Origin of the sequence: Streptomyces sp. NPDC002669 (assembly GCF_042889165.1) — a bacterium.
GTDB lineage: Bacteria > Actinomycetota > Actinomycetes > Streptomycetales > Streptomycetaceae > Streptomyces.
This window is the reverse complement of the sequence record NZ_JBIAQQ010000007.1, coordinates 23,831-47,688: the sequence shown is the minus strand read 5'-3', so window position 1 is coordinate 47,688 and position 23,858 is coordinate 23,831. Positions and strand designations below refer to the sequence as shown.

The 23,858-nt window shown below is 72.7% G+C and carries 17 protein-coding genes; 5 read left to right on the top strand and 12 right to left on the bottom strand.

The window, feature by feature from the left end; all coding sequences use genetic code 11:
• Positions 1–6: 6 nt before the first annotated feature.
• From ACFYW1_RS12890 to ACFYW1_RS12870, 5 genes are all read right to left on the bottom strand, one after another.
• Positions 7–2,220 (bottom strand): right-handed parallel beta-helix repeat-containing protein, encoded by a 2,214-nt coding sequence (locus tag ACFYW1_RS12890; protein WP_388990876.1) that lies wholly within the window; start codon positions 2,218–2,220, stop codon positions 7–9.
• Complete coding sequence (locus ACFYW1_RS12885) at positions 2,217–3,686, bottom strand: M1 family metallopeptidase (protein ID WP_388990873.1); 1,470 nt, start codon at positions 3,684–3,686, stop codon at positions 2,217–2,219. The genes ACFYW1_RS12890 and ACFYW1_RS12885 overlap by 4 nt, the downstream gene beginning before the upstream one ends.
• Positions 3,683–5,356, bottom strand: a complete 1,674-nt coding sequence (locus ACFYW1_RS12880; protein WP_388990871.1) for an extracellular solute-binding protein — start codon at positions 5,354–5,356, stop codon at positions 3,683–3,685. The genes ACFYW1_RS12885 and ACFYW1_RS12880 overlap by 4 nt, the downstream gene beginning before the upstream one ends.
• A 74-nt stretch (positions 5,357–5,430) precedes the next feature.
• On the bottom strand, positions 5,431–6,291 hold the full coding sequence (locus ACFYW1_RS12875; protein WP_388990869.1) for a carbohydrate ABC transporter permease: 861 nt from the start codon (positions 6,289–6,291) through the stop codon (positions 5,431–5,433).
• Between the two features lie 82 nt (positions 6,292–6,373).
• Complete coding sequence (locus ACFYW1_RS12870; protein WP_388990867.1) at positions 6,374–7,387, bottom strand: ABC transporter permease; 1,014 nt, start codon at positions 7,385–7,387, stop codon at positions 6,374–6,376.
• Between the two features lie 342 nt (positions 7,388–7,729).
• On the opposite strand from ACFYW1_RS12870, the gene ACFYW1_RS12865 reads away from it, so the two are divergent.
• From ACFYW1_RS12865 to ACFYW1_RS12845, 5 genes are all read left to right on the top strand, one after another.
• On the top strand, positions 7,730–8,716 hold the full coding sequence (locus ACFYW1_RS12865) for a hydroxyacid dehydrogenase (protein ID WP_388990864.1): 987 nt from the start codon (positions 7,730–7,732) through the stop codon (positions 8,714–8,716).
• A gap of 62 nt (positions 8,717–8,778) precedes the next feature.
• Positions 8,779–9,873, top strand: a complete 1,095-nt coding sequence (locus tag ACFYW1_RS12860; RefSeq protein WP_388991414.1) for a LacI family DNA-binding transcriptional regulator — start codon at positions 8,779–8,781, stop codon at positions 9,871–9,873.
• A 156-nt stretch (positions 9,874–10,029) separates the two neighbouring features.
• A complete protein-coding gene (locus ACFYW1_RS12855; RefSeq protein ID WP_388990862.1) occupies positions 10,030–11,445 on the top strand; it encodes a M60 family metallopeptidase in 1,416 nt (471 codons plus the stop codon).
• Positions 11,446–11,467: 22 nt separating this feature from the next.
• The gene (locus tag ACFYW1_RS12850; RefSeq protein WP_388990860.1) at positions 11,468–13,888 is read left to right on the top strand and encodes a polysaccharide lyase 8 family protein; all 2,421 of its coding nucleotides are present in this window, start codon (positions 11,468–11,470) and stop codon (positions 13,886–13,888) included.
• A gap of 35 nt (positions 13,889–13,923) precedes the next feature.
• Positions 13,924–15,834 carry a DUF2264 domain-containing protein gene (locus ACFYW1_RS12845; RefSeq protein ID WP_388990858.1) on the top strand — a complete coding sequence of 637 codons (1,911 nt, stop codon included), beginning with the start codon at positions 13,924–13,926 and terminating at the stop codon, positions 15,832–15,834.
• A 75-nt stretch (positions 15,835–15,909) separates the two neighbouring features.
• Here the strand turns inward: ACFYW1_RS12845 and ACFYW1_RS12840 are convergent, their stop codons facing one another.
• The 7 genes from ACFYW1_RS12840 to ACFYW1_RS12810 all read right to left on the bottom strand — a co-directional run bounded on the left by ACFYW1_RS12840 (position 15,910) and on the right by ACFYW1_RS12810 (position 23,819).
• A complete protein-coding gene (locus ACFYW1_RS12840; RefSeq protein ID WP_388990856.1) occupies positions 15,910–16,473 on the bottom strand; it encodes a GAF domain-containing protein in 564 nt (187 codons plus the stop codon).
• A gap of 20 nt (positions 16,474–16,493) precedes the next feature.
• Positions 16,494–17,051 carry an ATP/GTP-binding protein gene (locus ACFYW1_RS12835; protein WP_388991412.1) on the bottom strand — a complete coding sequence of 186 codons (558 nt, stop codon included), beginning with the start codon at positions 17,049–17,051 and terminating at the stop codon, positions 16,494–16,496.
• A gap of 484 nt (positions 17,052–17,535) precedes the next feature.
• Positions 17,536–17,907, bottom strand: coding sequence for a DUF742 domain-containing protein (locus ACFYW1_RS12830; RefSeq protein WP_356932511.1), 372 nt, complete (start codon positions 17,905–17,907; stop codon positions 17,536–17,538).
• A gap of 2 nt (positions 17,908–17,909) precedes the next feature.
• Positions 17,910–18,344, bottom strand: a complete 435-nt coding sequence (locus tag ACFYW1_RS12825) for a roadblock/LC7 domain-containing protein (RefSeq protein WP_148840873.1) — start codon at positions 18,342–18,344, stop codon at positions 17,910–17,912.
• Between the two features lie 7 nt (positions 18,345–18,351).
• On the bottom strand, positions 18,352–20,298 hold the full coding sequence (locus ACFYW1_RS12820) for an ATP-binding protein (RefSeq protein WP_388990853.1): 1,947 nt from the start codon (positions 20,296–20,298) through the stop codon (positions 18,352–18,354).
• A 465-nt stretch (positions 20,299–20,763) separates the two neighbouring features.
• Positions 20,764–23,115, bottom strand: coding sequence for an ABC transporter permease (locus ACFYW1_RS12815; protein WP_388990851.1), 2,352 nt, complete (start codon positions 23,113–23,115; stop codon positions 20,764–20,766).
• Positions 23,112–23,819, bottom strand: a complete 708-nt coding sequence (locus ACFYW1_RS12810; RefSeq protein WP_388990849.1) for an ABC transporter ATP-binding protein — start codon at positions 23,817–23,819, stop codon at positions 23,112–23,114. The genes ACFYW1_RS12815 and ACFYW1_RS12810 overlap by 4 nt, the downstream gene beginning before the upstream one ends.
• Between the last annotated feature and the right edge of the window lie 39 nt (positions 23,820–23,858).

The window sequence follows — 23,858 nt, the reverse complement described above, 5'->3', positions numbered from 1 at the left end:
GGGGGGCTACGGGTGGACGAGCACCTGGGAGAGGGCCACGCGTCCGGTGCCGGACGTCACGATCCTCACCGTACGGGTGCGGCTGTCCAGGTCCAGGACCGTCGGGCGCAGCGCCTTCCCGTCGACGTGGACCGTCGTGTCGTCGGTGACCACGTCGAAATCGGCGGTCGTGGCGGAGGAGTCGTTCCAGATCTCGATTCGGCGGACGCGTCGCTCGTCGCCCAGGTCGACCTGCCACCGGGCGCCCGCCTCGGACCGGGTGCGGGTGTCCGTGGTGGTGTCGGCGTCCAGGGCGAGTTCCGGGCCCGCCGTGCCCTCGGTGGAGGACTGGGTGGCGGTGCCGGTGCGGGCCAGGTCGGTGCGCAGTTGCTCGACCGGGCCGCCGCGGGCGCCCGCCCGTCCCGCGACGGCGAGGGCCTCGGCGGGCAGCCGGTCCAGGCCGGTGCGGTTGTCCGTCATGACCGAGCCCGTGCCGCCGAGCGCGGGTGCCGCGGTGTCGGTCCAGTTGTCCCGGGCGGTGTTCCGGATGCCGTAGTCCGCCCAGTTCGAGATCCACTTGTAGCCGACGCGGGTGACCACGTTCTTCTCAACGAGGATGTGTGAGGACTGTTCGTCCAGGTAGATGCCGTTGCCGTCGCGCTCGGTGTTGCCGAAGGCGGAGCGGTTGATGTAGTTGCCGGAGATCACCGTGCCCGGCTGCGCGCCCTGGGTGTAGATCGCGCCGCCGTCGTGCTGTTCCCGGGCGACCTGCATGACGTCGGTGATCCGGTTGTCCGTCACCCGGTTGTCGCGCAGGACGGACCTCTGGGCCTCGGGCTGGTTCCATCCCCAGCCGACCGAGATCCCGGAGTAGGGCAGTCGGTCCAGGCTGTTGTGGTCGACGGTCAGTTCCGCCTCGTAACCGGCCCAGATGCCCACCGAGTCGGTGTACTCGACGCCGGTGCGGGAGATGGTGTTGTACGCGACCGTGTTCCGCTCCCCCGCGCGTTGTGCCCCGGGCATCGGCTCGGTGTCGCCCACGTACACGGCGCCCGAGGACAGGTCGGTGAAGGACGAGCGGGTCAGGGAGCTGTCCCTGGTGCCGGCTTCGAGGATCGCGCCCGCCCCGCCGAGCCGGTCGAACCGGGCGTCGTCGATGGCGATGTTCCGTCCGCCGCGGACGGTCACCGCGGCGGCCGGCTTGGTGTAGAAGCGGCCCGCGTGGTCGACGGGGCCGGTGGCGCCGGTCAGGGTGAGACCGGCCTGCGTGCCCGCGTAGCCCTCGTCGGTGCCGGGCCGGCGGTACGCCGCGTACGCGAAGCCGATCCCGCTGACGGTGATGTCGTGGGCGCCGTCGACGAGGAGCAGTCGTTCGGTGTGCGGGGTGACGGTCCGCGCGCGGCGCATGTTCTCGCCCGGGCGCGGCAGGTAGGTGACGGTGCGGGCCTCGGAGTTCCAGACGAACTCGCCTGGTTCGTCGAGGAGTTCGGGGGCGTTCTCGAAGAAGGCGACGCCGCTGTAGCGGGCGGAGTCGACCGTGGTGGAGTCCCAGGAGGGCCCGGTGCGGTCGGTGCCGCTCGCCGAGTTGGCCCAGCAGGGTTGGGCGAAGGTCATGGCGTCGCCGTTCACGCCCGTGATCCGGCAGTGGTAGTTGCGCCAGCGGATCCGGATGACGGCCTCGGCGTCGGTGGGGCGCTGCCAGGTGGCGATGCCGGTGGCGGTCGCGCCGGTCATGCCGGCCTTCGTGGCGTCGCAGGTGCTCGCCGCACAGGACTCGCCGCGGGCGCGGGTGGCGCGCCTGCCGTCGACGAAGAGCTGGCGGGGGGTGACGCCGGCGGGGACGTCGGCGGTCCAGGTGCCGTCGGTGTTCTGCCGCCAGCCGGTGAGGTCCCGCCCGCCGGAGAGGACGGGGCGGGCACCGGGGGCGGCGGTCCAGGTGACCGTGCGGCCGTTGCCCCCGGAGTCGGCGGCGCCGAGGACGAGGGGTTCGTCGAGCTCGTACGTGCCGTTGCGCAGGAGTACGCGCACGTCGCGGCCGGTCTCGGTGCGGGCCAGGTCGCGGGCGCCCCCGGGGGTGCAGGGGCGGGCGGCGGTGCAGGAGGAGCCCCGGCCGTCGGGGGCCGCGTACAGGGTGCGGGGTCCGGGTGCGGCCTGGGCGGGCGGGGCGGTGAGGAGCCCGGTCAGCAGGGCGGCGAAGGCGGCGGCGACGGTTGTTCGTACGACGTTCACCGGTCGGTTCACGCGGTGGCCCTCCAGTCGGGGTGGCCGGGCATGGGCGGGTTCACGGCCCCGAAGAGCCAGTCGCGCAGGAACGGGTCGAGGGACCTGTCGCCGGTGACGTCGACGGCGTGCCGGATGAAGTCCTCGCTGGTGTACGTGGAGTCCTTGAAACGCCGCACCCACTCGCGCATGATCCGGTCGAACCTCCGCTGTCCGACCTGCTTGTTGAGGGCGTACAGGACGAGTGCGCCGCCGTCGTAGATGTTGGTTCCGCCCAGTGCCCCGGGCAGTCCGGGCGGGCCGTCGGCGGCGCGGACGGCGTCCAGCTTGGCGTAGGTGGCCTTCATCTTGTCTTCGAGGACCGACCAGCCGCGCTCCTCGCCGTACACCCCGGCGTAGTACACGGCGGGGCCCTCGTTGAGCCATGCCTGCTGCCAGTCGTTCGGGGTGACGGAGTCGCCGAACCACTGGTGGACCAGCTCGTGGACCATGGTGGTCTCGTAGCCGGGCTGACCGTTGGCGTTGGGTTTGAACCAGTTGGTGGAGAACAGCGAGAGGGTCTGGTTCTCCAGGGCGTCGGTGTAGCCGTCGTAGATGTGGACGCCGTAGACGGAGAACGGGTAGCGGCCGAACTTCGCCTCCAGCCAGGCGAGATGGTCCGCGGTGCGGGCGACGATCGGGGCGTACTCGTCCTCCCGGCCCTGCGGGACGATGTGCCGCAGCGGCAGTCCGCGGTGGCTGGTGCCGTACAGGTAGGTGCCCTTGACGACGGCGATGCCGATGAGTTCGGTCGCCATGCGCTCGCGCAGGGCGAAGTGCCAGACGGTGGAGCCGTCGGCGCGCGGGGACTTGTGGAGCAGTTCGCCGTTGGCGGCGGCGACGTAACCCTCGGGCGCGCTGATGTGGAAGGTCCAGGTCGCCTTGTCGGAGGGGGTGTCGTTGCAGGGCAGGAAGGTGTCGGCGCGGGAGGACTGGGCGGCGGAGGCGAAGCCGCCGTCGGTGCCGAACTTCCAGCCGGTCAGGCCGAGTCGGGGTGCCTTGCCGTTGCCCCGGTAGCGCACCTCGGTGGTGAACGCCCGGCCGTCGCGCAGCGGGCGGGCCGGGGTGACGGTGAGTTCCTGGCCGCTCTTTCCGGGCGAGATCTCCCAGGTGGCGGGTCGGCCGGCGACGGTGATGGAGTCGATGGTGTGGCCGTCGGTGTCCAGGTTGAACGAGGAGAGGTCCTGGGTGGCCCTGGCCTCGATCCGCACGGTGGCGGTGAAGTCGTAGGTGACCGGGGTGAAGTCGAAGGTCAGGTCGTAGTGGACGACCTGGTAGCCGCCGTTGCCGAGGGTCGGGAAGAGCGGGTCGCCGACGCCGTCCGAGCCGGGGCGCGGGTCGAAGCCGTGCGACCGGGCGGCGGCGGGCGAGCCGAGGGCGGGCACGGCGACGGCGGCCGCCACCGCCGCACCGCCGAGCCGGAGGGCCGTGCGTCGTGTCGTGGTCACTTCTTCCCCTTCTGGAAGGCTTCCTCGAATTCGCCGCGGGCCTGCTCGCCGCCCTTGGCCAGGTAGTCCTTGACGAGCTGGTCGTAGGCGGACATGGGCTTGCGGCCCGCGACGATGTCCTTGAGCGCGTCCTGCTTCAGCGTGTAGAGGCTGCCGGTGCCCTTCGAGTCCCAGGTGGGCGAGGAGTACTGGAGCGTCGGGTCGGGCACCATCATCGGAATCATCCTGGTGAACGCCTCGTGCACGTGCCGGACGCCCTGCTCGGAGTCGGCGCTGAAGATCGCGGGGACCGCCGAGGCCATGAACTTCCAGGGCACGGTGACGTCCTGGGTGCCCTGCTTGGTGAGGGCCGGGTTGCCCCGGGCGTCGCGGGTGAAGTCCTTGCCCTCGACGCCGTAGTTGATGAGCGTGTACTCCTGGCTGCCGAACGGCGAGGCGGCGAAGTCGGCGAGGGCCAGGACCTGCTTGACGCGGTCCCCGTCCGCCTTCTTGACGTGGGTGTTCTCCAGCTTGACGTTGTCCATCCAGGTGACGGCGTCCTTGCCGAAGGGGACGAACGGGCGCGGGTCGTACTTCTCGTCGATCGCCTTCATCGCGGCGATGTAGCCGACGCCGGGCGCCAGGTAGGTGGGCATGCCGTCGTAGACGTACGCGCCCTTGCCGTTCTTGAACATGTCCGTGTACTGGGCCTTCTGGGCCCCGGACATCTGGAGGGTGCCGGGGTAGAAACAGCCCGCCTTGTACAGCAGCCGGGCGGTTTCCACCGCCTTGCGGTACTCCGGCGTCTCCAGGTCGAGGGTGAACTTCCCGGTCCTCTCGTCCAGCCGCCAGGCCGAGGGCGCGCCCGCGGACATGGCGAGCATGGTGGTGGCGCCCGCGATGATGGCGTACTGGTCCTTCTTGGGCCGGGTCAGTTCCTTGCAGAACTCGACGAACCGGTCGAGGTCGGTGATCTGGTCGAGGCTGGTGACGCCGGCCTCCTCGAACAGGTCGTGGCGGTAGAAGCCGGCGCCGCCGGTGCCGGTGCGGGCGATCGGGATGCCGTACAGCTTCCCGCCGAAGATCGCGGCCTGCCAGGCGCCCTTCGGGATCGCGGCCAGGTTCGGGTAGTCCTTGATCTTGTGCCCGGCGAGGTGCGGGGTCAGGTCGGCGCACTTGGCCTGGAGGAAGGCGGCCTTGTTGTCGACGCCGCCGCTCTCCGGGTACATGAAGAGGTCGGGCAGGCTGTCGCTGGCGACCATGGTGGAGAACTTGGTGCCGTAGTCGTCGGCGGGGACGGCGGTGATGTCCACCCGGCCGCCGAGGAGCTTCTCGATCTCCTGCCAGGCGACGTTGGAACCGCGCGAGGGCGGCGGCGGGGAGAACGTCTCCAGCGTGGCGCTGATCGGCTTCGCGCCCTTGAGCGGGGTGCCCTTCGTGGCGCGCAGCGGCTTGGCCGGGTACTTGAAGAAGCCCTGCGGGACACCGGTCGCGGTGCCCGCCAGATCGGGTTCGAGGCCGATGTTGCGGACCGCGGTGTCGGGCAGCAGCGAGGCGCTCTTGGCCTCCGCCTTCGCGGTCGCGCCGCCGTCGCCGCAGGCGGCGAGCAGCGGGGCGGCGGCCAGGCCCAGACCGATGCCCGCGCCCATGCGGAAGAGTGCTCTGCGATTGATGGGGGTGGAGCTCGACACCTGGATCTCCTTGGGAGAGGGGAAGGAAGGAGTGGGGGGCGGCGGTTGCGTTCGAAAGGCCGTCGGGCGGTTTCTCAGCCCTTGATGGCGCCGGTGAGCACGCCCTTGGTGAAGTAGCGCTGGAGGAACGGGTAGACGCAGAGGATCGGTACGACGGCGATCACCAGGACGGCCATCTGCACGGCCTGCTGCGGGGCGAGCGCCTCGCCCGCCGAGGCGGCGTTCAGGCTCTGGCCCTGGAGGACGTAGGTGCGCAGCACCATCGGCAGCGGCCACTTGTCGGAGTCGTTGAGGTACAGGAGCGCGTTGAAGAAGGCGTTCCAGTACGTCACCGCGTAGAAGAGGCTGATCACGGCGAGGACGGCCTTGGACAGCGGCAGGACGATCCGGACCAGGATGCGGAAGTCACCCGCTCCGTCGACCTTCGCGGCGTCGTACAGCTCGTCCGGCAGGTTCATGAAGAAGGACCGCAGGACGACCAGGTTGAAGGCGCTGACCAGGGTGGGCATGACGAGCGCCGCGTAGGTGTCGTACAGGCCGAGTCCCTTGACCAGCAGGAAGTTCGGGATGATGCCCGCGTTGAAGAGCATCGTGAACAGGGCGGTCATCAGGATGAAGCGGGAGCCGGTGACGTCGCGGCGGGAGAGGCCGTAGGCCATGCCGACGGTGACGAGGAGGCTGGCGAGGGTGCCCAGGACGGTGATGCCGACGGAGACGATCAGGGCCCGGGTGACGACCCCGCCGGTGAAGATGGTGCGGTAGGCGTCCAGGGTGGGGTGGTCCGGCCACAGGACGAGGCCGGAGCTCTTGATGATGTCGGTCTGCGAGGCGAAGCTCGTGCCGATCACGCCGACCAGCGGGTAGGCGACGGCGAGGACGACCACGACGATGGCGACCGCCTTGGCGGTCTGTCCGAGGCGGGTCGGCCGTTCCATCCACGGGGGCCGTCCGTCGGACTTCCGGGCGGGGGCGGGGCGGGGCGCCGGTGCGGTGGATTTCGTCGTGGCGCGCGTCTTCTCAGCGGTCAGCACCGCGGTACACCCCTTCGTGGCCGAGTCGGTGGGCGAACTTGTTCGCGCCCAGGACGAGTGCGGTGCCGATGACCGCCTTGACGAGGCCGACGGCGGCGGCGACGCCCCAGTCGTTGTCCTTGATGCCGTGGTAGTAGACGTAGGTGTCGAGGACCTCACCGGCGTCCGGGCCGACCGCGTCGCGCTGGAGCAGGATCTGCTCGAAGCCGACGGAGAGGATCTGCCCGAGGTTGAGGATCAACAGCAGGATGAGGACGGGGGCGATGCCCGGCAGCGTCACGTGCCACAGCCGTCGTCGCGGTCCGGCGCCGTCGATCGCGGCGGCCTCGTACTGCTGTTTGTCGATGTTAAGCAGCGCGGCGAGGATGATGATCGTGCCCCAGCCGGCGTCCTTCCAGGCCACCTGGAGCGTCAGCAGCCAGGGGAAGGCGTCGGGGTCGCTCATCATGTCGTAGCGCGGCAGGCCCATGCCGCCGAGGACGTCGGGCAGGAGTCCCGCGCCGCCCAGGATCTGCTGGAAGATCGAGACGATGATGACCCAGCCGATGAAGTGCGGCAGGTAGACGACGCTCTGCACGAAGCGCCTGACGCGGTCGCTGGCGATGCTGTTGAGCAGCAGGGCCAGCGCGATCGGGATCGGGAAGAAGAACACCAGCTGGACGAGGGCGATCTCCAGGGTGTTGAACGTCGCGGACCAGAAGGCCGGTTCGCCGAACGCGGCGGAGAAGTTGGCGAACCCCACCCAGACGCTGTGCATGTAGCCGAGGTACGGCTGGTAGTCCTGGAACGCCACGACGTACCCGAGCAGCGGGACGTAGTGGAAGACGACGAAGTACAGCAGGCCGGGCAGGGTGAGCAGCAGCATCACCCGGTCCCGCTTGAGCCTCTGGCGGAGCGTGAGCCGGTGCTGTGCGACGGGGGCCCCGGTGGTGGACGGGGCGGGCGTCTCGGCCTTCGGTCGCCGTTTCTCCCGCGGCAACGGGGGTGCTGTTTCAGCCATTGGTGCGTCCTGTTCGGCTGGGTGGCGCGTGGTGGGCCTTCTGGGGCCGCAAGTTAGTAAGCGGTTAACCCAAGCGTCAAGGGATCAGAACGAACACCATGCGATCCGCATCGCCTTCAATGGTCGAATCCGGCGTCAACAGTCCACAAATATGCGAGTGAAACGGACAGTTGATGCGGGCGGGAGCTTGACGGTCGACCATCACGCTCCTTAGCGTGCCGGTCATTCCATAGAACGCGATTACTATCCGGAGGCAGGGTGCGAACCACCGAAGAGGCACCGGCTCATTCCGGTAGCGATGCTGCGGCCGCGTCCCCACGACGACCGCGCACGGTCCTGGTCATGAACCCCGGTCTGCTCGACGACGTCTTTCCGCCACCCGTACGGGCCCGCCTCGAGGAAACCGCCGACCTCCTCACCCCGTCCGCGATCAGCGAGTTCGACTCCCCCGAGGCCGCGGCGGCGCTGGGCCGCGCCGAGGTCCTGCTCACCGGCTGGGGCTGTCCGCCGGTCGATGCCGGACTACTGGACCGGGCACCCTCGCTGCGGGCCGTGATCCACGCGGCCGGCACGGTGAAGACCTTCCTGTCCCCGGTCGCGTTCGACCGCGGGCTGGTCGTCTCCTCGGCCGCCGCCGCCAACGCCGTGCCGGTCGCCGAGTTCACCCTGGCGGCGATCATCATGGGCGCCAAGCGGGTCTTCCCGCTGGCCGGCCTCTTCCGCACCCGGCGCACCCACCGCACCCACGCCGACCTCGACCGCCAGCACTGGCTCGGCACGCACGGACTGACCGTCGGCGTCGTCGGGGCGTCCCGGATCGGCCGCCGGGTCATCGAGCTGCTGCGGGTCCTGGACGCGGAGGTGCTGCTCCACGACCCCTATGTCGACGCGGCCGAGGCGCGGTCGCTCGGCGTCACCCCGGCCGATCTGGACACCCTGGTCGCGACCAGTGACGTGGTGACCGTCCACGCCCCGGACACCCCCGAGACGCGCGGGATCATCGACGCCCGCCGGATCGCCCTGATGCGCCCGGGGACCCTGCTCGTCAACACCGCGCGCGGGCCGCTGGTGGACACCGAGGCGCTGACCGGACACCTGGTCAGCGGGCGGCTGGACGCGGTCCTGGACGTGACGCACCCCGAGCCGCTGCCCGACGACCACCCGCTGTGGGACCTGCCCAACGTCTTCCTCACCCCGCACCTGGCGGGCGCCCAGGGCAACGAGGTGGGGCGGCTCGGCGCCCTGGCCGTCGAGGAGCTGGCCCGTTACGCGCGGGGCGCGGCGCTGGAACACCCGGTGCACCGGGCCGACCTGGGGAGGATCGCATGAGTCCCGTGCCCCCGCAGGCTCTAGGCTCGGCGTCACACAACAGCCTCCAGGGGGTGAGCCGGATGCGCCGGCAGAGCACAGCCGCGGACGGACAACGGCGCGCGACGGTCACCGACGTCGCGCGGCGCGCGGGCGTATCGACGGCCACGGTCTCCCGTGTGCTGAACCGCAACTACCCGGTCGCGGAGGCGACCCGGGAGCGGGTCGAGGCCGCGATGCGCGAGCTCGGCTACGTCGTCAACGCCCACGCCCGCGCGCTGGCCGGGGTCTCCAACCGCACCGTCGGCATCATCGTCAACGAGGTCGTCGACCCGTTCTACGCGTACATCGCGCGCGGGGTGGAGCGGGAGGCGGCGCTGGGCGGACGGCTCTGCCTGGTCTGCTGCACCCAGGGCGATCCGCAGCGCGAACTGGCCTTCATCGACCTGATGCACGAGCGCAGGGCGGACGCGGTGGTCGTGGTCGGCGGCTCCATCGCGGACCGCGGCTACACCACCGAACTGGCCCGCCGGGCCCGCGAACTGGACGCGGGCGGTTCGAAACTGGTGCTGTGCGGCAGGCCGCCGCTGGGCGAGCAGGCCCCGACCGTCGCGGTCGAGTACGACAACGAGGGCGGCGCCTTCGCCATCACCGACCACCTGCTGATGCAGGGGCACGAGCGGATCCTCTACCTCGGCGGCCCGCCGAAGCTCTCCACCACCCGCGACCGGCTGGCCGGCCACCGGCGGGCCCTGGAGCTGCGCGGGATCGCGCCGGATCCGGACCTGGTGCACCCCGGCGCCTTCAGCCGCGGCTTCGGCCACCGACGGATGGCCGAACTGCTGCGGGACGGGCCGGAGTTCACCGCGGTGTTCGCCGCCAACGACATGGTGGCGGCGGGCGCGGCGCAGGCGCTGGAGGAGGCCGGGGTGCGGATCCCGAAGGACGTGTCCCTGGTGGGGTACGACGACATCCCGGTGGCCCAGGAGCTGCGGCCGCGCCTCACCACCGTCCACGTGCCGCTGGAGGAGATGGGCCGTCAGGCGGTGCGGCTCGCCGTGACCGGCGGGGACGAGGACGACTGGCGCGAGCCCACCACGGGCGCACTGCGGCTCGGCACCCACATCGTGGTACGCGATTCCGTCGCGCCGCGTTCCGCCCGGTCCACCGGCATGTGACCGGTTACTTCCTGCCTGTCCGCAGTCGGCCATAGAAAATAACAGTAACTCCCCACCTCCTCTTGCCTCTCCATAGCAACCGCTTACATGCTGGCGCCGAGCAGCACTCGTTCCGCACGCCTTCTGCCCCTCACTCGTTCGCAGGGAGAGTTCCGCATGCGCATGTCCACCGAATCCGCCGGCTCCTCCACCACGCCTTCCGTCGCGCCCTCCACCACGTCCGCCGCCGCTTTCCCCGTCGGCCGTCGTCGCGTTCTCGCCGCGGTGGCCGGGGCGGGCGCGGCGCTCGCGCTCGGCGCCGGAACGGCCCGGGCCGCCGGGGCCGGCACCACCGCCGGGCACCCGGGTTCACGCCCGGTCGGGCTGACCGTGACCGCCCGGCCCGCCGCCGAGGCCGAGCGGCTGCGGCTCGGACAGGCCCTGCGCGGCTCGGAGTTCCGGCCCACCGGCCTGTACGTCCCCGGCGGCGCACCCCTCTCCCTCACGGTCCAGGCGTACGACGGTCTGCTGCCCACCCTCTGGATCGGCGCCTGGGACTACTACGGCGAGATCACCGAGCCCCGCGGCTATCCGCTCGTCGAGGGCGCGAACACGGTGACGGACCCGCACGGCGGTCCGGTCTACCTCACCCTGACCGGGAACGGCGAGAAGGCGGGCGTGCTGTTCCGCTCCGGCGCGGCGCCCATGCCGGTCTTCGCCCTGGGCCGCACCTCGGAAGCGGACTACCAGCGGCAGTTGGACACCCTCACCGCTTCGCCGTACGTGGAGCTCCACGCGCCGCGCACGATCATGACGCTCACCCGCGAGGGCGCCCTGCTGTACCGGGACCAGGACCACGCGGCGCTGCTCGAACTGGTCGAGACGATCATCGAGTCGCACGCCCGGATCAGCGGCCTGGACGGTTCGCGGCCGGTGCACCGACGCAAGGCGGGCCCGTACCACTTCACCGAGGTCAGCAAGGTGCCCAGCGGCGTCGGCGCCTACGCCACGCACGGCTACAACGGCTTCCCGCGGGCCTATCTGGACCGGGCCACGACCGTGGAGGGGCTGCGGACCCGCGGCTGGGGCCTGTACCACGAACTCGGCCACCTGCACCAGCAGATGGCGTACAAGCCCGGCGGCCTGACCGAGGTCACGGTCAACATCTACTCGCTGGCCGCACAGCGCACCCTCGGACAGCCGTCCAACCTCCTCACCGTCGACCCGAAGACGGGCCTCAACCCCTTCCAGTCCGCCCGGCAGAAGTTCGGCACACCCGGGCTGACGTACGAGAAGTCCTTCGGCGCGTACGAGAAGCTCGTCCCGCTGCGCCAGCTGGAGCTGGCCTTCGGCGAGGACTTCTGGCCCCGGCTGCACCGGCTGGTCCGCGAGGAGAACCCGCAGTCCCACTACACCGAGAACGAGAAGCGCTACCGGGCCCTGGCCACGTACTCCAGCCGGGTCGCCGGTCACGACCTGACGGACTTCTTCGTGCACACCTGGGCGTTCCCGATCGATGCCGTCGGCCGGGCCGAGCTGGCCGCGCTCAACCTCCCGAAGCCCCTCGTCGACCCGTCCGCCCTGGCCGACTGACCGCCGCGACAAGGAGTCCATCGTGGACCTCGGCAGAAGAACCCTCCTGATGGCGGGCGGCGCCACCACCGCCACCGCCCTGCTGGCCGCGCCCGGCACCGCCCTCGCCGCCCCCGCCGCGCCGGAGGCGGCCGACAAGGCGGCCGTCGGTTTCGACACCCTGCTCCGGCGGGCCGAAACCCTGCTCACCGGCGGCGTCCCCGACCCCGCCGACCCCGACCTCGCCGCCGCCGTCGCGGCCCTGGACACCACGGCACGGGGTCTGTGGGACACCCTCGACCGCGGCGCGGGACGCACCGCGCTCTGGTCCGACCTCGCACCGCTCACCGCCCCGGGCAACTTCGGCCAGAGCTACACCCGGCTGCGCACCCTCGCTATCGCCTGGGCCACCTCGGGCACCTCCTTCGCGGGCAGTGCCGAGGTGGCGGACGCCCTCGTCGCGGCGCTGCGCTTCACCCACGACACCGCGTACAACCCGACCAGGCCCGAGACCGGCAACTGGTGGTTCTGGGAGATCGGCGCCCCGCGCGCGCTGATGGACTGCGCCGTCGTCCTGCGTGACCGGCTTCCCGCGGCCGACCTCGCGGACTACCTCGCGGTCGTCGACCGGTTCTGCCCGGACGCGGACCGCCGCACCAACTACCCCGCGCTCGCCGAGACCGGTGCCAACCGCACCGACAAGGCGGTCGTCGTGGCGCTGCGCGGGCTGCTGGGGCGGGACCCCGGCAAGCTCGTCTCGGCCCGCGACGCGCTGTCCGACGTGCGCGACGCGGGCCGCAACAGCCTCTTCCGGTACACCGCTTCGGGGGACGGGTTCTACGAGGACGGCTCGTTCGTCCAGCACGACGTGGTCGCCTACACCGGTACGTACGGCGTCGTGCTGCTCAGCGGCACGGCCCAGCTGCTGGCGCTGCTGGCCGGCTCCGAGTGGGCGGTGACCGACCCGAAGGTCTCGGTGATGTATGAGGCCGTCGAGCGGACCTTCGCCCCGGTGGTCTTCGACGGGCTGATGATGGACGCGGTGCGCGGCCGGGCGGTCTCCCGGGAACGCGCCGGTGACCACCGCGACGGCGCGGCGGCCCTCGCGGCGATCCTGCTCCTGGCCTCCGGCGCCCCCGCCGCGTACGCGGACCGCTGGCGGGCACTGGTCAAGGGCTGGCTGGTCCGCAACCGCGCCACCCCCTTCGGGACCCTCGCGACCCTGCCCCAACTCGCCCTGGCCAAGGCCGTCCTGGACGACGACACCGTCCCCGCCGGCCCCCGCGGCACCGGCAGTTACGTCTTCGCCGACATGGACCGCGTGGTGCACCGCCGCCCCGGCTGGGCCTGTGCTCTGTCGCTGTCGTCGAACCGGATCTCGGCGTACGAGGCGGGCAACGGCGAGAACCTGCACGGCTGGTACACCGGCGACGGCATGACGTACCTGTACGACGGCGACGACCTGCGGCAGTACAACGACGGATTCTGGCCGACCGTCGACCCGTACCGGCTGCCCGGCACCACGGTCGACACCCGGCCGCGCGCCGATCTCGGCACGGGCTCGGGCACGTCCACCCACCGCCCGTCCAACGCCGTCGCGGGCGGTGCCGTGCTGGACGGCAGGTATGTGACGGCCGCGATGGAGGTGCTCGGCGCCCCGGACACCACGTTGCGGGCCAGGAAGTCGTGGTTCCTGCTGGACAACGCGGTGATCGCGCTCGGGGCGGGCATCACGGCGACCGACGGCCGCCGGATCGAGACGGTCGTGGAGAACCGCAACCTGGGCGCCGACGGCCGCCACCGGCTGCTGGTCGACGGCGTCCGCCAGCCCGTCGAGCAGGGCTGGGCCCATGAGTTCGACGGGGCCCGGTGGGCGCACGTGGAAGGGGTGGGCGGCTATGTGTTCCCCGAACGGACCACCCTGCACGCCCTGCGCGAACAGCGCACCGGCACCTGGCGGGACATCAACTCCGGTGCGGACACCGGCGGCGGCACCGAACCCGTCACCCGCCGCTATCTGACGCTGTGGATGGACCACGGCACCTCCCCCACCGACGCCCGTTACTCCTATGTGCTGCTGCCCGGCGCCTCGGCGGTGGCGACCGCCGCCTGGGCGCGGTCCCGGCCGGTGCGGATCGTCGCCGACGACGCGACCGCGCAGGCCGTGGAGGTGCGCCGGGCGGGGCTGACCGCCGTGCACTTCTGGGGCGCCGGGACGGCCGCCGGTATCACCGCGTCGGGCCCGGCGTCGGTGCTCGTGCAGCACCACGGCGGGCGGGTCCGCGTCGCGGTCGCGGATCCGGGACGGACGCTCACCACGCTCTCGGTCGAGCTGCCGTTCCCGGTGCGGTCGGTGCTGGACGCCGATGCCTCGGTGAGCGTCGCCCCGGGCCGCAGGCCCGTGCTCACCGTCGCCGTCGGCGGCTCCCGCGGCCACACCCACCGAGCCGTGCTTTCCCGCTGATCCGTCCCCGCACCCCCGTTCCGAGGAGCACCACCGTGTCCGTCGCACCACATCTGCACCTGCCGCCGCCCGACCGGCTCCTGTCCTCCCGCACCGGCTGGACCAGGGCCCACTGGGAGGCGACGGCCGACCGGCTGCTGGACGCCCTGGTGCCGTACGCGACCCCCGGCCTCGCCCAGTACCGGTTGCCCGGCCGCGGCAGCTGGTCGGGGGTCGTCTCGGACGGTCTCGAAGGCTTCGCCCGGTCGTTCCTGCTCGCCGCCTGCCGCATCGCGGGCGCGGGCGGGGGGGCCGACCCTGCGCTGGTCGAGCGGTACGCGGCGGGGCTGGCGGCCGGCACGGACCCCGCGAGCGGGGAGGCGTGGCCTCGGCTGACGGACTGCTCGCAGCAGATGGTCGAGGCGGCGTCGGTCGCGGTGGCGCTGCACGAGACCCGGCCGTGGATCTGGGACCGGCTGGACGCCCGGGTGCAGGAGCGGGTCGTCGACTGGTTCTCCGGATTCGTCGGCGGACGCACCTGGGACAACAACTGGCGGCTCTTCCAGGTGGTGTCCGAGCAGTTCCTCGCCTCGGTCGGCGCCCCGTACAGCCGGTCGGACATCGAGAGCAACCTGGACAGGATCGAGGACTGGTACGTAGGCGACGGCTGGTACACCGACGGCGACGGCCGGAACTTCGACTACTACATCGGCTGGGCGATGCATCTGTACCCGCTGCTGTGGTCGCGGATGGCGGGGGCCGACGACGGAGGCAGGACCGAGGTCTACCGGCAGCGGCTCGGCCGGTTCCTGGAGGACTACCAGCACTTCTTCGGCGCCGACGGCGCCCCGGTGCACCAGGGCCGTTCGCTGACCTACCGGTTCGCCGCCCTGGCGCCGGTGTGGATGGGGGCGCTGGCCGACTGCACCCCGCTCGCGCCGGGGCTCACCCGCCGGCTCGCCTCGGGCACGATGCGGCACTTCGTGGAGCGCGGGGTGCCGGACGAGCGCGGGCTGCTGACACTGGGCTGGTACGACACGTTCCTGCCGAGCACCCAGCCGTACTCCGGTCCCGCCTCGCCGTACTGGGCGAGCAAGGGCTTCCTCGGACTGCTGCTCCCGGCGGACCACGCGGTGTGGACGGCGCGCGAACTCCCGCTGCCCGTCGAGGAGTCCGACCGGTACACGGCGCTGCCCGCCCCGGGCTGGCTGCTGCACGGCACCCGCGACGACGGCATCGTCCGGCTGGTCAACCACGGCAGCGACCACAATCCGCCGTACGACGGGGCGGCCGACCCGGCCGAGGGGACGGCCGATCCGCACTACGCGGGTTTCGCCTTCTCGACGGCGACGGCTCCGGAGGCCGCCCCGCACGCGGTGTCCCGCTCGATCGACGGGCACCTGGCGCTGGTGGCCCCGGACGGCACCCCGTCACGGCGCCGCCGCATCCATCCGCTGCGCTGCGCGGACCGGGTCGCCGCTTCCTGGTACGCGGCCCGGCTGCCGGGCGACGAGCGGGCGTACCGGATCGAGACGACGAGCGTGCTGCACGGTCCGTGGGAGATCCGGGTGCACCGGGTCGAGGCGCCCGAGGGGGCGGTGGTGCGGGAGGGCGGCTACGCGGTCGCGCACGCGCAGAGCCCGTTCGCCGTGTCGGGGCCGGACTGGGCGCTCGCCCGGACGGTCGAGGGGCTGAGCAGCGCCCTGATCGCGCTGCACGGCTGGGACGGCGGCGCCGAGGGGGCCGCCGTGGCGCGTGACGTCCAGTCCAACGCATACGGTCCGCATTCCGCGGTCCCGTATCTGCGCAGCCGTCCGCATCCGGGCGGTCGCAGCGTCCATGTCTCGCTGGTCGCCCTGTCCCGGGACACCGTGCATCCGGAGGCGCTGCGCGACGCGGTGCGGGTGCGGGCGGGGGCGGACTCGGTGGTGCTGACCTTCCTGGACGGTACGACGGTCGAGGTCTGAGGCGGCACGACGGGCGGGGCGGACCGGTCCGGTCGGCCGGTGGGACCGGCCGCGGGCCGGGTGGGCGGGACCGGTTCAGATGCCGATGCCGTTCTCCTCCCGCCGGTGGATGTGTCCGACGAGTTCCCGCGCCAGGGACTTGATGGTGTCGAGCCCTGCCCTGCCCCACGGGCGGGGCACCGTGTCGACCGCGCAGACGGCGCCCAGGGCGACGCCCGTGCGGTCGATGAGGGGGGCTCCGAGATAGGAGCGGATGCCTATCTCGTCGACGACCGGGTTGCCGGCGAACCGGGGATAGTCGCAGACGTCCTCCAGGACGAGCGCCTTGCGCCGTACGACGACGTGGGGGCAGTAGCCGCGGTCGAGCGCCACGTACCGGCCGCCGCGGCTGCTGCCCGCGGCCGCGGCCCCGAGGTCGGAGCCCCTGTGCGTGCCGGTCGGGGTGTGCAGTCCCGCGAAGAACTGCCGGTTCCCGTCGATGAAGTTGACCATCGAGAAGGGCACGTCGGTCACTTCGGCCACCCTGTCGGCGAAGGCGTCGAAGTTGTCGAAGGACGCGTCGGCACGCTCTCCGAGCCCCAGGGTCCGCAGCCGTCGGGTGCGGACCGGGGCGTCGCGGTCGACGGGCGTGATCAGCATCCGTCGGGTGGTACTCCGGGTCACGGGTGGGCCCCGAAGCCGGTCAACGGGGCCGGTGCCGAGGTGGCGTTGATCAGGTGCTGGACCAGGGTGACCAGGGCACCGGTTCCCGAGCTGGCGATCCGGGCGTCGCAGAGCACCACCGGCACGTCCGGCCCCAGGTCGAGCGCGGCGCGCACCTCCTCGGGCGCGTAGCGGAAGGCGCCGTCGAACTCGTTCACCGCGACGATGAATCCGATGCCGCGCCGCTCGAAGAAGTCGACGGCGGCGAAGCAGTCCGCGAGCCTGCGGGTGTCCGCGATCACGACCGCCCCCAGCGCCCCCTGGGACAGCTCGTCCCACATGAACCAGAAACGTTCCTGGCCGGGGGTGCCGAACAGGTAGAGCACGTGCTGTTCGTCGAGGGTGATCCGGCCGAAGTCCATCGCCACCGTGGTGGACGTCTTGGACTCGATGCCGTCGAGGCTGTCGGTCGCGGCGCTGACCTGGGTCAGCAGCTCTTCCGTGCTCAGCGGTGCGATTTCGCTGACCGCGCCGACGAAGGTGGTCTTGCCGACGCCGAATCCGCCCGCCACCAGAACCTTGAGCGCGACGGGAAAGCCCTCGCAGACGGCGGGACCGGTGGTGCCGGCAGGGCCCGCGGGGTCCTGGGCGCCATCGGAGCCGCCGTACTCCGGTCCGGCTCCGTGGTCCTGCGCCTCGCCGTGCCCCGGCCCGGTGCCGTAGTCCGGTGCGCCCTGCGAGGGCACCGCCCCGAACTCCGCCCCGGCGGTTCCCCGCTCCCGGGCGTCCCCGTAGTGGTGCGCGTCGCCGTAGTACTGACCGCTCCCGTAGTCCTGCGGGACGCCGGGGCCCTGGGCCTCTCCGTAGGGCTGCGGGACGCCGTACCCCTGTGGTGCTCCGTAGCCCTGCGGAGTTCCGTAGCCCTGGGTTTCCCCATGGACCTGCGGGACGCCGTAACCCTGAGCTCCTCCGTAGCCCTGCGGCATCGGGTAGCCCTGCGGGCCGCCGTAGCCCTCCGGGCCCGCGGTGTTCTCGTACGCGGCGGGGCTGCCGAAGTCGTCAGAGCTGTCGTCGTAAGCCATCGAGCACTGCCTCCAGCAGGGATCGGTCGGTGGGCATGTCTTGGAAGGCGGGCGGGTGCGCGGTGACTGCTCCGCAGTCGACCAGGTCGGAGACGAGCACCTTGGTGACGACCGCGGGCAGCCGCAGGTGGGCGGCGATCTCGGCCACCGACGTGGGGCCGCCGCACAGCCCCAGCGCGACGGAGTGCTCGGGCCCGAGGTGGATCTGCGGCTCGGTGCCCGTGGCCATCACCAGGGAGAGCAGATCGAGCACGGCCGTCGGACGGGTACGGCCGTTGCTCACGGTGTACGGGCGGATCAGCCGGCCCGCCGCGTCGTCGAGCAGCGGCCCGTCCTGCTGGACCGACACCCTCACAGTCCCGTGGGGCTCGGCGTGCCGGCCGCTTGTCTCGTCGGCGTCATCAGGTAGGGCCGGACGCTCTTGACCAGCATCGTCATCTCGTAGCCGAGCACCGCCGCGTCCGCCTCGCGTCCGGCGAGGACGGCGAGGCAGGTGCCGGAACCCGCGGTGGAGACGAACAGCAGGGTCGAGTCGAGTTCGACCACCACCTGACGCACCTCGCCGCTGTCGCCGAAGCGCGCGCCGGCGCTGCGGCCCAGCGAGTACAGGCCGGCCGCCAGCGCCGCCATGTGGTCGGCGCTGTCGGCGTCCATGCCATGGAGGGATTTCACCAGCCCGTCGGCGGAGAGGAGAACCGCACTGCGTGTGTACGGGACGCGCTGGACCAGTCCGCTCAGCAGCCAGTCGAGGTCCGAGACCTGACCGGACGGCATATCGGTCGCCATGGTGCATCTACTCCTTGGAGGGGTTCGTTTCGAGGGGGTCGTCGGCCGGGGCCGCGCCCGTTCCGGGGCCCGGGGTCGTGCCGGGGACCGGGTACGGGGTGGCGGTCGTGTTCCGTCCGCGTACCGGCAGCGGTTCGAGCGGGGCCCGGGTCTGCCACGTCTGCGGGGCCGTCCGTGCCTCGGGGGCCGGGTCCGGTTCCCGGGCGGTGTCCGCCTCGGACTCGGATTCGGTGCGGGCCTCGGCGAGTTCGATGCCCCGGCGGAAGGCCGCCATGAGACCCGGGTCGTGCAGGGCCTGCTCGTCCTCGGTGCGCGGCGCGGGTGCCTCCCTGAGCTGCGGGACCAGGTGTTCCTGGTTGGTGCGCCTGGGCAGTTGGGGGCGGTTCATGGTGCCGCGCACCGCTCCGGGTTCGGGCCGGGGGGCTCCGGGGGCCTCGGCCTCGGGACGGGGCCCGTCCGGTGCCGGCCGGTCCGCGCGCAGCGGGAGCGGCGGCGGGGCCTCGCCCCGGTCCGGTGCCGGCTCGGGCGTCTGGTGCAGACGCAGCGACTGGCTGGGGACGTACGGCTGAGGGGCGGTGTCCGCCCGCGGTCCCGGCACGGGGTCCGGGGACGGGCCCGGGGCCCGGTCCGGCCGGTGGTGGCCGCCGGGCTCGGCCGGCGGGTGGTGCACGGCCCCCTGCTGCGGGGCCGGGGCCGCCTCGTTGCCCTCCCCGCTGTCCCCGTCCCCGCCCAGCAGGGTCTGCGGAAGGACGAGGACGGCCTGGGTGCCTCCGTAGATGTTGCTCTGCAGCCGGACCGCGATGCCGTGCCGACGGGCCAGGGACGCGACGACGAACAGCCCGATCCGGCCGTCCTGCAACAGGCGGGCCACGTTGACCTGGTCGGGGTCGGCGAGCAGTGCGTTCATCCGCTTCTGCTCGTTGCCCGGCAGGCCCAGCCCCCGGTCCTCCACCTCCAGCGCCAGCCCGGCGGTGACCTGCTGGGCGCGCAGGAGCACCTGGGTCTGCGGGGCGGAGAAGACGGTCGCGTTCTCCACCAGTTCGGCCAGCAGGTGGATCACGTCCGCCACGGCGTGGCCGCGCAGCGTGCCGGCGATCGGCGGCACGAGCTTGACCCTCGGGTACTGCTCGACCTCCGCGATCGCCGAGCGCAGGACCTCGGTCATGCTGACCGGGTTGCTCCACTGCCGCCGGGAGACCGCGCCGCCGAGGACGGCGAGGTTCTCGGCGTGCCTGCGGATGCGGGTGGCCAGGTGGTCGACGTGGAAGAGGCCCTTGAGCAGGTCGGGGTCCTCGACCTCGTGCTCCAGCTCGTCGAGCAGCTGGATCTCGCGGTGCACGAGCGACTGCAGCCGCCGGGCGAGATTGACGAAGACCTCGACCTTCTGGTCCTCGCCGGAGTGGTCGGCGAGCCGGGACGCCTCGACGACCGAGGCCATCGCGGCCTCCTGCTGACGGCCCATTTCCTGGGCGAGCAGCTCGAAGGCGTCGCCTCCCGGAGCGACGGGCGGGGCGGGTTTGCGTACGGACACCTGCTCGCCGTTGCGGAGCTGTTCCACCACGCGCTGCAGTTCCGCCTGCCCCTGGACGCTGACGCGGCGGAGCGCCAGGCACCGTCCGAAGACGGTGGTGGCGACCCGGTTGGCGGCGAGGAACGCGGCCAGCACCGCGGCGATCGCGAGCGCGCCGGCCGCGCCCAGGGCGATCCAGAGCGCGGTGGACGGCCCGGCTCCCGTGGAGCGGACGGTGAAGATGACCGCTGCGGCCCCGCTGAGCACCGCGGCGACGGTCGGCAGCACCGCGGTGCGCAGCAGTTGGGGGCGTATACGCGTCTCGGGGGACGGCTGGGCGGCGCGGGGTCTGGCCGCGGCCGAGTGGGAACGGGCACCGGGTCGGCCGTGCCGTCCGCCCTCTCGGCGTTCCGGTCGCGCTGCGGGTGCGCGAAGTTGAGACATCAGTGTCCTCGGTACGTGGGGCACCAGGAATCGGCATCCATGCGGTGGCACCTACGGTGGTCGGTCAGGCTCGGTCGGGCGGTCGGGCGGGCTCGGGCTCCATGAGCCCACTGTTGATCACCGGCAACACACGGTAGTCGTCCATCGCACGGGCGCGGCGGGCAGTTGTCGAACTTGCCCGCCATCCGTCCCGCTCTGGTATGAGAGCTCGCACGAAAGACCGATTACTCCGCTTCCATGCCCGGTCGACGACCACCCGAACGGCCGAGCGGAGCAAACCCATGAGCACCCGGAACGCCTCGGCCCGCCCGGTCGTCCCGGACGGGCCGGAGCGGTGAGCCGTGCACCCGCACGGCCTTCCCCTCGTCATTGCCAGGGCCCGGGCCGCGCTCCCCCGTCCCCGGGACCGTGCCGGCGGGGGCCGGGGCCTCGGGTGCCGGAGCCGCGAGTCCCGGGTCCGGCCCCCTATTCGGTGCGCAGGGCCGTGGCGGTACGGGCCCCGGCGGCCCAGGCGGCGGGCAGGAGCGCGCCCAAGACGGCGATGAGCAGGCCGCCGAGGGCGAGCACGAGCAGTTCGCCCCCGCCGTGGACGGCCAGGACGGAGCCGGGGAGGCGGAGCCCCACGCTGTCGCCCATGGCCGGCAGGACCTGCCCGTGCAGCGCCACACCGAGCGGCACGCCCAGCGCGCCCGCGGCGAGTCCGGTCACGAGGACCGGGGTGAGGACCATCACGACGGTCTGCCGGGGGGTCATGCCCAGGGCCTTGTGCACCCCGAGTTCCCGGACGCGCTCGCGGGTGTCGAGCAGTACGCCGTTGAACACGCCGAGCGCGGCGACGGCGACGAGCATCAGGGTGAGGATCGCGGACAGCGTGTTGAGGGTGAGGACCATGTCGCTGCCGCCGTGGAGCGCGCCGGTCCGTGCGGTGACGCCCAGCGGTGCCAGGGCCCTGTTCAGGGCGGTGACGTAGGCGGTCACGTCGGTGCCCGGGGCGACCGCGATGTGATGGCTCGTGTCCGTCGGGTCGGGGTGTGCGGCCGCGAGGGTCGGGGCGTCGACGAAGACCTGCATGCCGTCGTTGCGGGGGTCGAGGACCTCGCCGACGATCCGGACCGTGACCGGCCCGGCCGGACCGCCGAGGGTGACGGTGTCGCCGACGCGGGTGCCGGTGGCGGCCAGGAAGGGGGTGGGGACCACGGCCTCGCCGGGCTCGTGGAACCAGCGGCCCGAGACCATCGTGTAGCCGCCCCAGGAGGCGTCGCCGGTGAAGGCGATCACGTCGACGGTGCCGCTCGGGCCGGACACGGTCGCCCGGACCGTCGCGGCGCGGTAGTACCTCCCGGTCCCGTCGGCGGCCCCGACGATCGCGGCGACCGCGGCCGGATCGGCCCGGGGCCGCTGCTTCCCGGGGACGGGCCCCCGGGGGCCGAAGTCCGGCACGGGCGCGGGTACGACCACGTCGGCGGCGTCGTGCGCCTTGGCCTTCACCACCCGGCCGAGGGAGGCGCCCATCCCCACGGTGAAGGTGACGGCGACGGTGCCGAACAGGATCGCCGTGCCCATGGCCAGCGTGCGGGCGGGCCGCGCGAAGGGCCGGGCCAGGCCCAGGGCGACCGGACGTGGCAGCGGCAGCCGCCCGGCCAGGCGCGCCGCCCGCCGGCCGCGCCCCGCGGACGCGGTGCGCCCGGCGAGGAGCGCGTCGACCGTACGCAGCCGGCCGGCCCGCCGGGCGCTCGCCCACGCGGTCGCCGCCACCAGGCCGAGCATCCCGGCGACCACCGCCAGGTCGACCCCCGGCTCGACGGCCGGCGACGAGGTGCCGTACACCTCCTCGACCTCGGCCAGCACGGGGACGGCGAGCAGGTGGCCGGCGAGCACCCCGAGGGCCGTGCCGACGGCGGCCGGGATCAGCGCCTGGCCCACGTAGGCGCGCACGACCTGGGCCGGAGTGAAACCGATGGCCTTGAGGATGCCGATGCGGCGCGTTCCCGTGCCGACGGCCGAGGCGATGACGTTGCCGACGACGAGCACCGACATGACCAGGCCCAGTGCGCCGAACGCGACGAGGAACGGGACGTAGAGGGCGGTTTCGCGCTCGGCGTTCTTCCTGACGGTGAGCCAGGACTGCTCGCCGACGACCGCACCCGCCGGGAGGGAGGCCGTCACGGCCCTGCCGCCCGCGGCGATCCGCGCCGCGCTGCTCGCCCCGGTGAAGCGGTAGAGCATCTGGTAGCCGCCGCTGCCGGAGGCGGTGAGCGCCGGCATCTGGGAAGGGAGCACCCAGGCGTCCGCGGTCCGGGTGACCGAGCGGGCGACGCCGACCACCGTCAGCGTCGGTTCCCCGGGCAGCCCGGAGAAGGTGATCCTCCTGCCCGAGGCCGGGATCTGCGGGGATTCGGCGGACAGCACGATCTCGCCGGAGCGGGCGGGCCACCGCCCCTCGGTCAACGCCACCTCGTCCACGTCGTGGCCGGGGCCGGGACGCCCGGCCACGGTCATCGGCCATCCGGGTCCCCCCGCGTCGGCCCGCGGGGTGACCGTGGCCGTGCGGAAGGGACCGGCCGCGGCGCTGACGCCCTCGGCGTCCTTGGACCGCGTCAGCCGTGCGGCGCTCACCTCGCGCGCGTCGAACCGGACGGACAGGTGTGCGCCGTGCTGCCGGGCGAAGGCGTCGTCGAAGGGCGCGCCGGAGACCACGAGGAGTGTCCCGCCGAGGACGGAGGCGGCCACCGCCATCATCGTGGTGAGTCCGATCAACAGCGTCTGCACCCGGCGTCGGCCCATGCCCGAGCGCACGACCCCGCCGAGCGCGCTCATCGGGCGGCCCCGGCGGCGAGGTCCCGCGACGGGACGTCCTCGGTGATCCGGCCGTCGGCGATCCTGACCGTACGGCTGGTGCAGGAGCGGGCCAGGGCGAGGTCGTGGGTGACCACGACCACGGTCTGGCCGTCGGCGTTGAGGTCGGCGAGCAGTCCGCCGACGTCCCGTCCGGCGGCCGTGTCCAGGGCTCCGGTCGGTTCGTCGGCCAGGAGCAGCGGCGGCCGGTTCATCAACGCCCGTGCCACCGCGACGCGTTGCCGCTCGCCGCCGGACAGCCGCCCCGGGCGGGCGCGGGCGTGCCGGTCGACGCCGAGGCTTTCCAGGAGCTCCGCCGCGCGCCGGTCCGCCTCCGCGCGGCCCATGCCCGCGAGCCGCGCGGGCAGCACGACGTTGTCGGCGACCGTGAGGTCGTCGAGCAGGTTGAAGAACTGGAAGACCATGCCGATCCGGTTCCGCCGGTGCAACGCCGCCCCGGTCTCGCCCAGTTGGTCCACGCGCACCCCGGCCACGGTGACGGTCCCGGTGTCCGGCCGGTCCAGGCCCGCGAGCAGATTGAGCAGGGTGGACTTGCCGCTCCCGGAAGGGCCGAGGACTGCGACGGACTCACCCCTCCGCACGGTCAGCGACACGTCCCGCAGCGCGGGCGGGCCGTCGTCGTACCGTCGGCTCACCTCGCACAGTTCGATCATCGGCATGGTCATGAAAGGGCTCCTTCGACACGGGCATCGGACCCCGTGGAC